The sequence below is a fragment of the Streptomyces sp. PCS3-D2 genome (assembly GCF_000612545.2).
In the GTDB taxonomy this organism is placed as follows: Bacteria; Actinomycetota; Actinomycetes; order Streptomycetales; family Streptomycetaceae; genus Streptomyces.
In genome coordinates, this window is record NZ_CP097800.1 from 1,605,889 (window position 1) to 1,619,054 (window position 13,166).

Annotated in this window: 14 protein-coding genes; 7 read left to right on the plus strand and 7 right to left on the minus strand. The window is 73.2% G+C overall.

Going from position 1 to position 13,166, the window contains the following annotated elements:
* Window positions 1–105: 105 nt before the first annotated feature.
* Complete coding sequence (locus AW27_RS06665) at window positions 106–429, plus strand: hypothetical protein (RefSeq protein WP_037915336.1); 324 nt, start codon at window positions 106–108, stop codon at window positions 427–429.
* Between the two features lie 156 nt (window positions 430–585).
* Here the strand turns inward: AW27_RS06665 and msrB are convergent, their stop codons facing one another.
* From msrB to AW27_RS06685, 4 genes are all read right to left on the minus strand, one after another.
* Window positions 586–999, minus strand: coding sequence for a peptide-methionine (R)-S-oxide reductase MsrB (msrB, locus tag AW27_RS06670; RefSeq protein ID WP_037915332.1), 414 nt, complete (start codon window positions 997–999; stop codon window positions 586–588).
* Window positions 1,000–1,022: 23 nt separating this feature from the next.
* The gene (gene murC, locus AW27_RS06675) at window positions 1,023–2,420 is read right to left on the minus strand and encodes a UDP-N-acetylmuramate--L-alanine ligase (protein ID WP_037915329.1); all 1,398 of its coding nucleotides are present in this window, start codon (window positions 2,418–2,420) and stop codon (window positions 1,023–1,025) included.
* A gap of 57 nt (window positions 2,421–2,477) precedes the next feature.
* Window positions 2,478–2,945 (minus strand): hypothetical protein, encoded by a 468-nt coding sequence (locus tag AW27_RS06680; RefSeq protein ID WP_037915327.1) that lies wholly within the window; start codon window positions 2,943–2,945, stop codon window positions 2,478–2,480.
* A 135-nt stretch (window positions 2,946–3,080) separates the two neighbouring features.
* Window positions 3,081–3,863: a pyrimidine reductase family protein gene (locus AW27_RS06685; protein ID WP_037915324.1), complete on the minus strand. Its 783-nt coding sequence runs from the start codon at window positions 3,861–3,863 to the stop codon at window positions 3,081–3,083.
* Window positions 3,864–3,947: 84 nt separating this feature from the next.
* On the opposite strand from AW27_RS06685, the gene zapE reads away from it, so the two are divergent.
* On the plus strand, window positions 3,948–5,003 hold the full coding sequence (zapE, locus tag AW27_RS06690) for a cell division protein ZapE (protein WP_370466677.1): 1,056 nt from the start codon (window positions 3,948–3,950) through the stop codon (window positions 5,001–5,003).
* 65 nt (window positions 5,004–5,068) lie between these two features.
* The gene (locus AW27_RS06695; protein ID WP_037915319.1) at window positions 5,069–5,494 is read left to right on the plus strand and encodes an OsmC family peroxiredoxin; all 426 of its coding nucleotides are present in this window, start codon (window positions 5,069–5,071) and stop codon (window positions 5,492–5,494) included.
* Between the two features lie 58 nt (window positions 5,495–5,552).
* Here AW27_RS06695 and AW27_RS06700 read toward each other — a convergent pair whose 3' ends face one another.
* The gene (locus AW27_RS06700; protein WP_078555738.1) at window positions 5,553–6,647 is read right to left on the minus strand and encodes an amidohydrolase family protein; all 1,095 of its coding nucleotides are present in this window, start codon (window positions 6,645–6,647) and stop codon (window positions 5,553–5,555) included.
* Window positions 6,648–6,674: 27 nt separating this feature from the next.
* Entirely contained in the window at window positions 6,675–8,009 is a 1,335-nt protein-coding gene (locus AW27_RS06705) for a cytochrome P450 family protein (RefSeq protein ID WP_078555736.1), read from the minus strand.
* A 339-nt stretch (window positions 8,010–8,348) separates the two neighbouring features.
* Between AW27_RS06705 and AW27_RS06710 the strand changes: the two genes are divergently transcribed.
* The 3 genes from AW27_RS06710 (at window position 8,349) to AW27_RS06720 (ending at window position 11,471) form a co-directional block, all read left to right on the plus strand.
* Window positions 8,349–8,906, plus strand: a complete 558-nt coding sequence (locus tag AW27_RS06710) for a hypothetical protein (protein ID WP_037915316.1) — start codon at window positions 8,349–8,351, stop codon at window positions 8,904–8,906.
* A 203-nt stretch (window positions 8,907–9,109) separates the two neighbouring features.
* Complete coding sequence (locus AW27_RS06715; protein WP_037915314.1) at window positions 9,110–10,468, plus strand: alkaline phosphatase PhoX; 1,359 nt, start codon at window positions 9,110–9,112, stop codon at window positions 10,466–10,468.
* Between the two features lie 70 nt (window positions 10,469–10,538).
* Window positions 10,539–11,471 (plus strand): polysaccharide deacetylase family protein, encoded by a 933-nt coding sequence (locus tag AW27_RS06720; RefSeq protein WP_037915311.1) that lies wholly within the window; start codon window positions 10,539–10,541, stop codon window positions 11,469–11,471.
* 133 nt (window positions 11,472–11,604) lie between these two features.
* Here the strand turns inward: AW27_RS06720 and AW27_RS06725 are convergent, their stop codons facing one another.
* Window positions 11,605–12,279 (minus strand): AIM24 family protein, encoded by a 675-nt coding sequence (locus tag AW27_RS06725; protein ID WP_037915308.1) that lies wholly within the window; start codon window positions 12,277–12,279, stop codon window positions 11,605–11,607.
* Window positions 12,280–12,350: 71 nt separating this feature from the next.
* Here AW27_RS06725 and AW27_RS06730 point away from each other — a divergent pair, with 71 nt between their 5' ends.
* Window positions 12,351–13,103, plus strand: a complete 753-nt coding sequence (locus AW27_RS06730) for an aminoacyl-tRNA hydrolase (protein ID WP_037915304.1) — start codon at window positions 12,351–12,353, stop codon at window positions 13,101–13,103.
* Window positions 13,104–13,166: the final 63 nt, after the last annotated feature.

A 13,166-nucleotide genomic window follows, 5' to 3' on the forward strand; every position in this document is an offset into this window, starting at 1 on the left:
CCGGGCCGGGGGCGGGGTGACGATGGAAGAGCGGTGCCCGCGGCCCGCGCCCCGCGGTCCGTGGCCTCCCGATTCCTCTCGATTCCCCCTGGTCAAGGAAGGCTCATGAACCGGCGCACACGGCTCCTCGTCCTCGGCCCCTTGGCGGCCGCCTCGTTCGCCGCCGCCCCCGCCGCCCTCGCGGCGATACCGCAGACCCCGCCGGCCGCCGTCCCGGCCGCGACGTGTTCGACCTCCGGGGTCCTGGAGAACGGGAAGGTGCACCTGTCCGGCGGCGGCTTCACCCCGGGCCCTGCCTACGTGTACGGGTCGGCCGGCTTCGGCGGGACGGTCGAGATCGCCCAGAACGGCGGGTTCCAGGTCATGAACGTGCCGCCCGGCCAGTACAGCGTCCGCCAGGGCGGCGAACTGACCCAGTGCAGCGGCTGAGCACGCGCCCGCCCGGGCCCGTGCGGAGCCCGGATCCCCTCACGGCATCCCGCGGACAGGAGTGTGGGCCCTCCCGGTCCGCTCGGGTCCGGGAGGGCCCACCGATGTCCTGGGCGGCCCCGGTCGGTCCTGGGCGCCCCTGATGCGTCCTGTGGGTCAGCCCGCGTCCGCGGCGGGGGTCAGCCGCAGCGAGATGCTGTTGATGCAGTAGCGCTGGTCCGTGGGCGTCGGGTAGCCCTCGCCCTCGAAGACGTGCCCCAGGTGGGAGCCGCACTTCGCGCAGCGGACCTCGGTACGGACCATGCCGTGCGAGGTGTCGGCGAGCAGTTCGACGGCGTCGCTGTCCTTCGGGTCGAAGAAGCTCGGCCAGCCGCAGTGCGACTCGAACTTCTCCGAGGAGCGGAACAGCTCGGCCCCGCAGCCGCGGCAGGAGTAGACGCCCTCCGTCTTGGTGTCGGTGTACTCACCGCGGAAGGCCGGCTCGGTGCCGGCGAGGCGCAGCACCTGGTATTCGGACGGGGTCAGCTCCGCCTGCCACTGCTCGTCCGTCTTCTCGACCTCGTACGACATGACTCTTCCGCTCCCTCGTTCCGTCAGCTCGACAGGCGGGCCAGGATGGCCGGACCGAGGTCCGTGACATCGCCCGCGCCCATCGTGAGAACGAGATCGCCGGGCTTGGCCATTCCCGCGACGACGTCGGCGACGGCGCTCTTGTCGTGCTCGGCGGCGACGTCGGCGCCCGTGGCCCGCGCCGCCGCGATGATGATCTCACTGGTGACGCCGGGGATCGGGTCCTCGCGGGCGGGGTAGATGTCCAGGACGACGGAGGCGTCGGCGAGGGCCAGGGCCTGGCCCATCTCCTTGCCCAGTTCCTGGGTGCGGGAGAAGAGGTGTGGCTGGAAGACGACCAGGATGCGGGAGTCTCCGGCGGCTCCGCGGATGGCCTCCAGGTCGGCGTTCATCTCGGTCGGGTGGTGCGCGTAGGAGTCGATGACCTGCACGCCGGCGGCCTCGCCCTTGAGCTGGAGGCGGCGCTTGACGCCGGTGTACTTGCCGAGCGCGGAGGCCAGGTTGTGCGCGGGGATGCCGAGGGCCACGCCCGCGGCGAGGGCCGCGACGGCGTTGTGCGCGTAGTGGCGGCCGGGGACGGAGACGGTGAAGGTGAGCATCCGGCCGTCCAGGACGACGGTGACCTCGCTGGTCAGACCACGCGGAGTGATCTTGGTGATCCGGACGTCGGCTCCCTCCTCCTCTCCGTACGTGACGACGGTCAGGCCCTCCCTGCCCGCGACCCGGCGGGCGATCTCGGCGGCGCCCTCCTGGCCGTGCGCGACGACGAGGGTGCCGCCGGGCACGATCTTGCCGACGAAGGTCTCGAAGGACTCGTAGATCTCCTCGATCGACGCGTAGTTCGCGTGGTGGTCGAGCTCCGCGTTGAGGATGATGGCGACCTGCGGGGCGTACGTGTGGAACGAGCGGTCGCTCTCGTCGGCCTCGGCCACGAAGATGTCGCCCTCGCCGTGATGGGCGTTGGAGCCGGGGGCGTCCAGATCGCCGCCGATGGCGTACGAGGGGTCAAGGCCCAGGGCCGCGAGGGAGACCGCCAGCATCGAGGTGGTGGTGGTCTTGCCGTGCGTACCGGCGACGGCGATCGGGCGCAGTCCGGCCATCAGCGCGGCGAGGGCGTCGGAGCGGTGCACGACGGGGATCCCCAGCTCGGCGGCGCGGGCCAGCTCGGGGTTGTCGGCGCGGATGGCGCTGGAGACGACCACGCAGGTGGAGTCGGCGGCGAGGTGGTCGGCCGCGTGTCCGCCGTGGACCGTGACGCCGTGGGCGCGCAGTGCCTCGGCGGTGTCGGAGTCGCCGCGGGCGTCGCTGCCCGCGACCTTCCCTCCGCGCTGGGCCAGGATCTTTGCGATGCCGGACATTCCGGCGCCGCCGATGCCGATGAAGTGGGGCCGTTCCATGGCGGTCGGCAGGCCGGGCTTCATTCAGGTCGCTCCAGGATCGAGTGCGGTGCTTGTGCGTGTCGGGCTCTGGGCCCAAGCCTATTCGTTGTGGGCGAAGAGCTTGAGCACGGGAACGCCGACTTTGTGGCGCGCCCGGGAGGCCCAGTCCCGGTGGAAGAACTCCTCCACGAAGTGCGGGGAGGTCAGGACGATCACCTCGTCGGCCCCGGTCTCGTCCACGACGGCCTGCAGTTTGTCGAGCGGATGTTTCTCGACGATCTGCCCGACGGCCTTGGCGCCCTTCTGGCGCAGGGCGTTCAGGGAGTGCGCGAGGGCGTGCGCGGCGGGGCCGAGCGCGTCCTCGCCCTCGGGTTCGTCGCCCTCGCGGATGGCTTCCGGGAGCTCACCGAGCGCTACGTCGTCGATGGCGCGCAGCAGTCGGTCCTGGTCGCCCCGGGGCTGCATGAGGACGACGAAGGAGACCGGGTCGTCTCCGTGGAGGCTGGTGACGAAGTCCACGTCCACCGTGGTCAGCGGCTGCTCGATCATCAATACGCTCGTGAACACGGACGCCCTCTCCTTCATGGGCCGAGGCCGGTCGGCCGGCCCCTGCGGAAACCATCCTGCCCCGCTGTCGCACGGGGCCTGCGCAGGTATATGTGCCCAGCGGAAGCAAAGCGGAACGGGAAATTCCGCCCCTTGTCAGATCCGACGGTAGCTCGTGAACAGGAACCCGGCCTCCTCCAGTACGCAGGCGGGCGCGAGCCGGTGCGGAACCGTGACGGCAGGGCCCCCGGTGATGCGCTGGGCGCCGCCCGCCGTGAGCGTCGGGGAGATCGTCAGGCACAGCTCGTCCAGCACGTCGGCCGCCACGAACTGGCCCAGCAGCCGGGGCCCGCCCTCGGTGAGCTGGCGGCGCAGCCCGCGCCCGGCGAGCTCCCGCACGGCCCGGGCCGCGTCCACGGCCGCACCCTCGCCGGCCACCACCACCTCGGCGCCGGCGGCCTGCGCCTCGGCCACCCGGCCGGGCGGCGCCGCGGCGCCGGTGACCACCAGGGTCGGCACCAGCGGTGAGCTGAAAAGGGGAAGGGAGAAGTCCAGGTCCATGCTCGCGGTGACCACGGCGATGGCGGGGGCCGGGCCCTGCCCGGCGGCTTCGCGGCGGGCCGCGAAGGCCTCCCGGGCACGGGCCGGGCGGTAGCCCTCTTGGCGAACCGTTTCCGCGCCGACGACCACCACATCCGCCAGCGCCCGCAGGGTGCCGAAGATCCGCATGTCGGTCTCGCCGGAGATGGGCTGGGAGCGGCCGTCGTGCTGGGCGGCGCCGTCCAGGGTGGAGACCATGTTGGCCCTCAGCCAGCGGCCGTCCGCCGCGAGGGCGGGGTAGGCGTAGGCGTCCGCGAGCTCGTCGAGCGACCACTCCCGGTCCGTCCCGTCCTGGCTCTGGTCTGGTGTCTGATCGGTCACAGGGAACAGGCGTCGCATCGGTGCAGTGTGCCACGCCCCGTAGAGTTAAGGGCTGTGTCGACATCTCTCCCCACCTCCGGTTACACCTCCGGCCGGCCCCCGATAGCCGACGCCGGGCCGCAGGCCCTGTGCGCGCGCGAGCCGCGGGTTCCCGCCGAGCGGCTGGTGGCCGAGATGGTGCCGCCGCCGCGGTTCGACTCCGTCCGCTTCGACACCTACAACCCCGATCCGGCCCAGCCGAGCCAGGCCGAGGCCGTCACCGTGCTGAGCGGCTTCGCCGCGGGCCTGGGCGGGGCGCACGCGAGCGGCACCGGCAGGAAGCGCTGGTTCTCCAGGAAGCCGGCGGCTCCCGCCGCGCCCCGCGGGGTCTACCTCGACGGCGGCTACGGTGTCGGCAAGACCCATCTGCTCGCCTCCCTGTGGCACGCCACCCCGGCCGACCCCGCGCTCAAGGCCTTCGGCACCTTCGTCGAGCTCACCAACCTCGTGGGCGCGCTCGGCTTCCAGCAGACCGTGCAGACCCTGGGCGGGCACAGGCTCCTGTGCATCGACGAGTTCGAGCTGGACGACCCCGGCGACACGGTGCTGGTGTCCTCGCTGCTCAGCCGTCTCGTCGAGCAGGGCGTGGCGCTGGCCGCCACCTCCAACACACTGCCCGGCAAGCTCGGCGAGGGCCGCTTCGCCGCCGCGGACTTCCTGCGGGAGATCCAGGGGCTGTCGGCGCACTTCCGGCCCCTGCGGATCGACGGCCAGGACTACCGCCACCGCGGCCTGCCCGAGGCCCCGGCGCCGTTCTCCGACGAGCAGGTCGCCAAGGCCGCCTACGCGACCGATGGCGCGAGCCTGGACGACTTCCCCGGCCTGCTGGAACACCTGGCCCGGGTGCACCCGAGCCGGTACGGCGCACTGACCGACGGGATCACGGCCGTCTGCCTGACCGGCGTCGGCCCGGTGCCGGACCAGTCCACCGCGCTGCGGCTGGTGGTACTGGCCGACCGGCTGTACGACCGCGAGGTCCCGGTCCTGGCCTCCGGGGTCCCCTTCGACAAGCTGTTCAGCGAGGACATGCTGAACGGCGGTTATCGCAAGAAGTACTTCCGCGCCATATCACGGCTCACCGCGCTGGCGCGCGACGCGAAACCCCTGGTGTCCCAGTAGGTTTGGGGACGCCGGCCCCCTTCTCGGGAGCCCGGCCGTTTCCCCACCTCTGCGAAGGGATCACCATGGCCACCACGCGTCACGCGCACACCGTCTGGGAAGGCGACCTGCTGAAGGGCAAGGGCGTCGTCAGCCTCGACTCCTCGGGCATCGGTTCGTACGACGTCTCCTGGCCCGCGCGCGCCGAGGCCGCGAACGGCAAGACCAGCCCGGAAGAGCTGATCGCCGCCGCCCACTCCAGCTGCTACTCGATGGCGCTCTCGCACGCCCTGGCGGGCGCCGGAACCCCGCCCAGCCGGCTGGAGACCAAGGCCGACGTCACCTTCCAGCCGGGTGAGGGCATCACCGGTATCCACCTGTCCGTCGAGGGCACGGTCCCGGGTGTGGACGAGGCCGCCTTCCTCGCCGCCGCCGAGGACGCCAAGAAGAACTGCCCGGTGAGCCAGGCCCTGACCGGTACGACGATCACCCTGAGCGCCAAGCTCGTCTGATCCCGGTTCCCGGGACACCGGCCGGGGTGCGGGCCGCACGACGCGGCCCGCACCCCCGTCAGGCCGTCGCCAACTGCGGGATCAGCCGCATGGCGTTGTCGTGGTAGATCCCCCGCAGCTGCTCCGGGGTGAAGGCCGGGTCCGCGTCGAGGGCGGGCAGGGCCAGGTCCATGACCGTGTCGGCGGGTGCGGCGGGCCAGTCCGTGCCGAAGAGGATGTGGTCGGCCGGCACGTGCTCCAGCAGGGTCGCCGCGGGCGCCATGGGCCCCGCGGTGTCGTAGTAGAAGCGGCTCAGATGGTCGCGGACGGCGGCGGGCTCGACGCTCGGTTCGCAGAACCGCCCGAGGGCCTGCAGCCGCGTCGCGATGTACGGCAGGAAGCCGCCTGCGTGCGGCAGGACCACGGAGATGTCCGGGAACCGGTCCAGCGTCCTACGGCTGATCATGTTCACCGCGGCCCGGGTGGTGTCCAGCAGGAAGTCGCACACGAAGTTCGGGATGCCCGGGACGGTCGGTGCGCCGGGCGGGCCGCCCGGGAGGTTGTGGGGGTGGGTGTCCACCACCGCGCGGCACTCGTTCAGCTCGTGGAACAGCCGGTCGTAGGCGGGGTCCCCGAGATAGACGCCCCCGTAGTTGGCGGTGACGTTGACGCCGACGGCGCCGAGCTGCCCGAGGCCGCGGCGCACCGCCCAGGACGACGCCTCCGGGTCGTCCAGGAAGAGCGGCACGTAGTACGAGAACCGCCCCGGGTGCGAGGTCGCCACCTCGATCATCGACCTCAGCGTGATGTTGATCGCCTCGCGCAGCTGCGCCGACGAGCGGTACCGCGCGGGCAGCATCGGTTTGAGGACCGCGGTGGTGATGCCCGCGTCGTCCATGAAGCGGATCGCCGCCTCGGTGTCGAGCCGGCTCCACGCCGGCAGCCGCTCCGGCTCGATCAACCCGTGATGCACGGCCCACTCGCGCCACTCCGGGGCGCAGAAGTGGTGGTGCATGTCGATCTTCGAGTGGACCGTGCCCGCGGTGTCCGGGCCCGGCGCGGAGGGTCCGCGCGCGATCCGGATGACCTCGCTGGTGCCCACCGCGGCGATGCGCAGTTCGTCCGCCGGTGTTCCCAGGAGGCGCACTCCGGGGGTACTCACGGAATCCGTCATGCCAATCCACCGTCCATCGGGTCTGGGTTACTTTCCGGAAGCCACGGAAGCCAGGGTCGGCTCGCCCGGCTCGCCCGGGCCGCCGCCCGGCCCGCCGTCCGGGCGCGACGGCTCCAGGACGATCCGCAGGTGCTCCAGCCCGCGGAAGGCCGCCACCGGTCCCTTGAGCCACGCTCCCCCGGTCTCCTCCAGGTCCACGGGCCGCATGTCCGGGAACTCCCGCAGGAGGCAGGCGAGCGCGATCTCGAGTTCGAGCCGCGCCAGCGGCGCCCCCAGGCAGTAGTGGGTGCCGTGGCCGAAGCCCAGGTGCGTGCCCTGGAGTCCCTCGCGCGTCACGTCCAGGTCGTCCGGCGCGTCGAACCGCTCCGGGTCCCGGTTGGCCGAGGAGATCGCGATCTGCACCAGGGCGCCCTTGGGGATCACCGTGTCCCGGATCCGGGCCTCCTCGGCGGCATACCGGAAGGTCGACGTCTCCACCGATCCCTCGTAGCGCAGCATCTCCTCGACCGCCCCCGGAATGAGCCCGGGGTCCGCGCGGAGCCGGGCCGCCTGGTCGGGGTGGAGCAGCAGGTTGAGGACGGAGTTGCCGATCTGGTAGGCGGTGGTCTTGTGGCCGGCGAAGAACAGGACCCACAGCGACGCGACCAGTTCGGGGTCCTCCAGCCGTTCCTCCGCCTGGACCAGGTCGCTGAGGAAGGTGTCCGACGGGTGGTCGCGGGTGTCCGAGATCAGCCGCTCCAGCCGGTGCTGGAGCCGCTCCTCCGCGGCCTTGAGCTCCGCCCTGCGGCTGGGGTCGAACCGGGAGCGGGTTACCACCGCGAACTGCTCCAGGATCTCCGGGCGGTCCTCCTGCGGGATGCCCATCAGTTCGCACAGGACCGCGATCGGCAACGGGAACGCGAACGCGGCCATCAGGTCGACCGTCCCGGCCCGGCGGCACTCGGCGAGGACCGTCTCCGCGATCTCGGTGATCCTCGGACGCATCTGCTCCACCCGCCTGGGGGTGAAGGCGCTGCGCAGGATGCGGCGCAGCCGCGTATGCCGCGGCGGGTCCGAGAAGAGCACGTTGTCGTCGAGCGCGTCGAAGAAGCTGCCGTACACGGCGTGGTAGGTGTCGATGGCGCCGCGCATGTCCTTGCTGAACCGGGGGTCCGACAGGGCGTCGCGGGCGTCGTCGTGGCGGGTGATCAGATACGTGTCGACCCCGTGGGGCGGGGTCAGCCGGCACACCGGGGCCTGCTCGCGCAGGGCCGCGTACACGGGGTGGGGGCACTGCCGGTACTCCGGTGCGCCCCGGGAGACGGCGGACACGATGTCGCGCAGTGCTCCGTCGCCGTTCGGTGCCGCATCCCGCTGCGCCATGTTCCGCACCCTCCGTCGCGTCGGCCGCCGTGGCCGTGGCCGTGGCCGTCGCAACGGCCGTCTGCGGACTCACCGGTTCCCCGGGCCGGTGCGCCGTGAAACGGAGCCGCTCCCGTTCGGGTGAGCCACCGGAGCCGGGGAGGGGGCCGTCCGCCGGCGGAGCGCCCGGCCGCCGGCCCGGCCGGGTGCGGCGGGCCGGCCGCCGGCCGACCGTCGGCCGACCGACGGCCGATCGGCGGTCGCCCGTCCGTGCCGTGTCGGGACGGACCCGGGCCGGATGCGGCGGCCGGCGGGAAGGGCTGCCGTGCCACCAGCCAGCCCGTCACGAGGAGCCCGCGCATGGCCCGACGTCTCGCCCCCGCCCTCACCGCAGCCGCCGCGCTCGTCCTGGCGGCCGTCGCCGCACCGCCGGCCGCCGCCGGCCACGGCCCGGACCGCGGCCGGGCCACGGTCGACCTGGGGGTCGCGTACGCCGCCACCGCCAGGTTCCAGGTGCACGCCAACGCGGTGGCGGCCGGCTACGTGCCGGACAGGTACTGCGTCTTCGACCGGGCGGGCGGGAGCGGCGCGCTCGGCTACCCGCACTTCAACCACGCGTACGACAATTCCGTGGACCCGGCCAAGCCCGCCGCGCTGTACTACGAGGACGACGGGCGCGGCGGAAAGCGCCTCGTCGGGGTCCAGTGGCTGGTCTACGACCGCGACCAGAAGCTGACCACGGACGACGACCGTCCCGCCCTGTTCGGCACCGCCTTCAAGGGCCCCAAGCCCGGCAACTTCCCCGGCCAGCCGGTGCACTACGCCCTGCACCTGTGGCTCTGGAAGAAGAACCCCGGCGGCCTGCACGAGACCTTCAACCCGGCGGTGGCCTGCCTGCCGGGCACCACGCGCCCGTAGGCCCGTCCCGCTCGGACCGCTCGGACCGCTCGGACCCGCTCGGACCCGCTCGGCGCCGTTCCAAGCTGTTCGGCGCCGAACGGGCCCTTTTCGACACGCTTCGGTACCTGTGGGCACCTGTCGGTCCGGCAGGACCGGCCGCACGCCCGGCATGATCGGCGGGACACCCCCTCAGGGGCCCGACGTCCTCCCGGGAGCCGCCGATGTCCGTCACCCGACGCAGCCTGATCGCCGCCGGCGCGATCACCTTCAGCGGAGCTCTGGGCGCGCTGTTCGCCGGCGGCTCCCCCGCCTCGTCCCGGGCGGCGCGCGCCGGCGGCGGGTACGGGCCGCTGCTCCCCGACCCGCGCGGGCTGCTCGACCTGCCCGCCGGGTTCGGCTACCGGGTGCTCTCGCGGGCGGGCGACCCGATGCGCTCCGGTGAGGGCGCCGTCCCCGCCCACTGCGACGGCATGGCCGCCTTCGACGCAGGGGGCGGCCGGGTGCGGCTGGTGCGCAACCACGAGAACAGGGCCGGCGCCGCCCTGCGGGTGCCCGCCGTGGCGGGGCTGACGTACGACCCTGGGGCGCTCGGCGGCTGCACGGCCCTCGACCTCGCCCCGGACGGGCGGGTCACCGGCGAGCGGGTCGCCCTCGCCGGCACGGCGGTCAACTGCGCGGGCGGGCGCACCCCCTGGAACACCTGGCTGAGCTGCGAGGAGACCGAGGACCGGGCCGGTACCTCGGGCTACGAGCGCGACCACGGCTACGTCTTCGAAGTGGACCCGGCCCACCCGCGGCGCACCGGCGCGGTGCCGCTGACCGCCATGGGCCGCTTCGCGCACGAGGCCGTCGCCGTGGACCCGTACCGCGGGGTGGTCTACGAGACCGAGGACGCCTTCGTGCGGCCCTTCGGGCTGTTCTACCGCTTCCTGCCGGCCCGGCCGCTCGGCGCCGCCGGTTCGCTGCGGGCGGGCGGCGCCCTGGAGGCCCTGCGGGTCCCGGGTGTAGCGGACCTTGCGGTGGTGGACGAGCCCGGGGCCGAGTTCCCGGTGGAGTGGGTGCCCGTACCGGACCCGTCGGCGGCCGTCACCCCGATCCGGCACCAGGACTTCGGGGCGGGCGGCATCACCCACGCGCAGAAGCTGGAGGGCTGCTACTGGGGCGGCAACGGCGTGCACTTCGTGTCCAGTTACGCCCGCAGGGGCGAGGGCGCACCCGCCGACCACCACGGGCAGGTGTGGTTCTACGATCCGGGCCGGGCCCGGCTCCGGCTGGACGTGCTCTTCGGGCCGGCCGCGGACGTACAGCTGCCCGGGGACTCCCCCGACAACATCTGCCTGGCCCCGGATGGCGGGCTGATGGTGTGCGAGGACGGCGGCGGGGCGCAGTACGTGTTCGGGGTGACGGCGGGCGGCGAGGTCTATCCGGTGGCCCGCAACGCCGACGACATCGGCGGACCGGGGGCCCCGGAGTGGGGAGAGTTCGCCGGGGTCACCTTCTCCCCCGACGGGCGGACCATGTACGTCAACGCCTACGCACCGGGCACCACCTTCGCTGTCACGGGTCCCTGGCGGCGCTGACCGGGAGCCTGCGGCACGCGGGGAAGTACCGCATGCACCCACTTGTCACATAATCATATATTTTGCGTGCGTGACCATTTCTGTGCGCAAGGTTGCGGCCGCGGCCGCACTCAGTGCCGCCCTCGCCGCTTCCCTCGCGGGCTGCGGGGGCGGATCCGGCACCAAGGACACCGGCCGTGAAGCCCGCACGGGCACGCCGCCGGCGTCCGCCCCCGCGGCTTCCGCGCCCGGCACCGCGGCCGCCTCCTCCCCGAGCTCCTCCCCCGGCACCCCGGGCGCCCCGCTCGCCGGCGCGCCCGGCACGGCACCGACGCTCGCGCCCGGCCCGAACGGCCTGACCCCCGTCTTCGAACGGGCCGGGCAGCGCACGGACAAGACCGTGGCGCTCACCTTCGACGCCGACATGACCTCCGACCAGGGGCCGCGCGCGGCCGGCGGGGAGCGCTTCGACAACCCTCAACTGATCTCGGCGCTGCGGACCCTCAAGGTACCTTCGACGATCTTCATGACGGGCCGCTGGGCCGAGGAGTACCCGGACCAGGCCAAGGCCATCGGGACCGACCCGAACTTCGAGATCGCCAACCACTCCTACAGCCACCACGCCTTCACCTCCCCCTGCTACGGGTTGCCCCGGCTCGACGGCGCCGCCGCGCGCGCCGACGTGGACCGGGCCTTCGCCGCGTTCCGCCAGGCAGGCGCCGTCAACACGGTCCCGTACTTCCGCTTCCCCGGCGGCTGCTACGACGACCCGGCGCTGCGGGCCCTGTCCACGGCCAAGGTCACGGCGGTCCAGTGGGACGTGGTCAGCGGGGACGCCTTCGCGACGGACCCGGACGCGGTGGCCGAGCAGGTCCTCGCCGGGGTGAAGCCCGGCTCCGTGGTCGTGATGCACTGCACGCGCAGCGCCGCCCCGGTCACCGAGGAGGCCGTCCGGAAGATCGTCCCGGAACTGCGCAAGCGCGGCTACCGCTTCGTAAAGGTCTCACAGCTGATCGGGACGTAGCGGTCGGCCCTCCTCCGGGAAGCGCGCGGGGACGTGGGCGGTGCGGGCCGGGCGCCGAGCGGCAGCTCCGGAGAGGCCCCGCGCAGCACCCAGGGCCGGCGGCAGCCGGAGCGGCGGCCCACACCGGCCGGGTTCACCGCGCGACCGCCGTCTCGGTGAGCTCGCTCGGCCGGACGATGACGAATCCCTCGCCGCTCAGCTTCAGCTGGACCGCCTCGCCGGAGCCGCCACGGATCATCGACCCGACCGACTGGGAACGGTGCAGCCCGGTCTCCAGCCGGGCGCTCCAGCCGACCACCGCGTCCGTGTCGACGTAGACGGGGGCCTGGGCCGTGACCGGGATGATGATCGGGTGTCCGTCGCAGACCACGGCGAGCTTGCCGGTGCCGGTGAAGACGCTGTTGAAGAGGCCGCCGCCGGTCATGCCGGCGCCCTTGACCATCTTGATCTCGTAGGACAGCGTCGGGTCGAAGCACAGCACGTTGCGCCCGTTGACGGTGAGGGCGTCTCCGGGTTCGAGGTCGATGATGAAGCAGTCACCCGCCTGGTGGGCGAACCAGGCCTCGCCCTGGCCGCGTACGGACATCAGCGCCAGGCCCTCGCCCGTGACGGCGCGCTTGAGCATGCCGCCTATGCCCTGTCCCTTGCGCTCGAACTGCAGATTGCCGCGGAAGGCGACCATGGATCCCTGACGGGCCAGCATCTCCCCGTTGACGTTGTACTTCACCGATTTGGCGTTCTGGAGGCTCATCCCGGGGGCAGCGGCTGCCCGGGCCAGGTGCTCGGACGCAAAAAGATCACTCTTCATGGCCCCGATCCTCGCCCGGGTCCGCCACCCGGGACATCCTCCCCGAGGTGGAGCCTGGCATCCTTGGCGGGATGAGCAGCCAGCACACCGACGACACCTCCGGCGTACCCGCGGTCGGGGCCGACAGTGCCTTCCGACGGGAGCACGTACTGCGCGACGAGGCCCCGCAGTTCGTCCTGCCGCTGGTGGTCCGCATCGAGAAGGCGGAGCCCCCGGCCCGGACCGATGCCCTGGAGACCGCGGCACGGGCCGTGTTGGTCCTGCTCACCGACGAGCGGGCGGACGGCGAGGGCGAGTGGGCGCAGGCGGTCCGGGACTGGCAGGACGCGCGGATCCGCAAGGTGGTCCGGCGGGCGCGCGGGGCGGAGTGGCGCAAGGCGCAGGCCCTGCCCGGCGTCACGGTCCACGGCGAGGCGGCACAGGTCCGGGTGTTCCCTCCGGTGCCCCTCGACGGCTGGCCCAAGGAGCTCGCCAAGCTGCAGGTGTCGGGCACCGACCTCGACGACCCGGAGCCGGCCGCCGAGGCCGACGCCTCCGCCCTGCCGGTGCTGTGGCTCAACCCCGGTCTGGAGATGTCGGCCGGCAAGGCGATGGCCCAGGCCGGGCACGCGGCGCAGCTGGCGTGGTGGGAGCTGACGCGGGCGGAGCGGGCCGCCTGGCAGGAGTCGGGCTTCCGCCTGGCCGTGCGCACGGCCGCGCGCGAGCGGTGGACGGAGCTGAGCGGGAGCGGGCTGCCGGTGGTCCGCGACGCCGGGTTCACCGAGATCGCGCCCGGCAGCGCGACGGTGGTCGCCGAGCACCCGGCGCTGCGGGCCCGGCTCTGAGCTGGCGGGAGCTGCTCCCCGGCCTCCTGCCGGAGGCCGAACCGGCGGCGCCCGCCGCCGAGG

What these genes read in the sequence shown, in the direction of transcription:
- AW27_RS06700 (WP_078555738.1), bottom strand. Translation starts at nt 6,647, where the DNA reads ATGACGGATTCCGTGAGTACCCCCGGAGTGCGCCTCCTGGGAACACCG.
- AW27_RS06705 (WP_078555736.1), bottom strand. Translation starts at nt 8,009, where the DNA reads ATGGCGCAGCGGGATGCGGCACCGAACGGCGACGGAGCACTGCGCGAC.
- AW27_RS06710 (WP_037915316.1), top strand. Translation starts at nt 8,349, where the DNA reads ATGGCCCGACGTCTCGCCCCCGCCCTCACCGCAGCCGCCGCGCTCGTC.
- AW27_RS06725 (WP_037915308.1), bottom strand. Translation starts at nt 12,279, where the DNA reads ATGAAGAGTGATCTTTTTGCGTCCGAGCACCTGGCCCGGGCAGCCGCT.
- msrB (WP_037915332.1), bottom strand. Translation starts at nt 999, where the DNA reads ATGTCGTACGAGGTCGAGAAGACGGACGAGCAGTGGCAGGCGGAGCTG.
- AW27_RS06715 (WP_037915314.1), top strand. Translation starts at nt 9,110, where the DNA reads ATGTCCGTCACCCGACGCAGCCTGATCGCCGCCGGCGCGATCACCTTC.
- murC (WP_037915329.1), bottom strand. Translation starts at nt 2,420, where the DNA reads ATGAAGCCCGGCCTGCCGACCGCCATGGAACGGCCCCACTTCATCGGC.
- AW27_RS06685 (WP_037915324.1), bottom strand. Translation starts at nt 3,863, where the DNA reads ATGCGACGCCTGTTCCCTGTGACCGATCAGACACCAGACCAGAGCCAG.
- AW27_RS06665 (WP_037915336.1), top strand. Translation starts at nt 106, where the DNA reads ATGAACCGGCGCACACGGCTCCTCGTCCTCGGCCCCTTGGCGGCCGCC.
- AW27_RS06730 (WP_037915304.1), top strand. Translation starts at nt 12,351, where the DNA reads ATGAGCAGCCAGCACACCGACGACACCTCCGGCGTACCCGCGGTCGGG.
- AW27_RS06695 (WP_037915319.1), top strand. Translation starts at nt 5,069, where the DNA reads ATGGCCACCACGCGTCACGCGCACACCGTCTGGGAAGGCGACCTGCTG.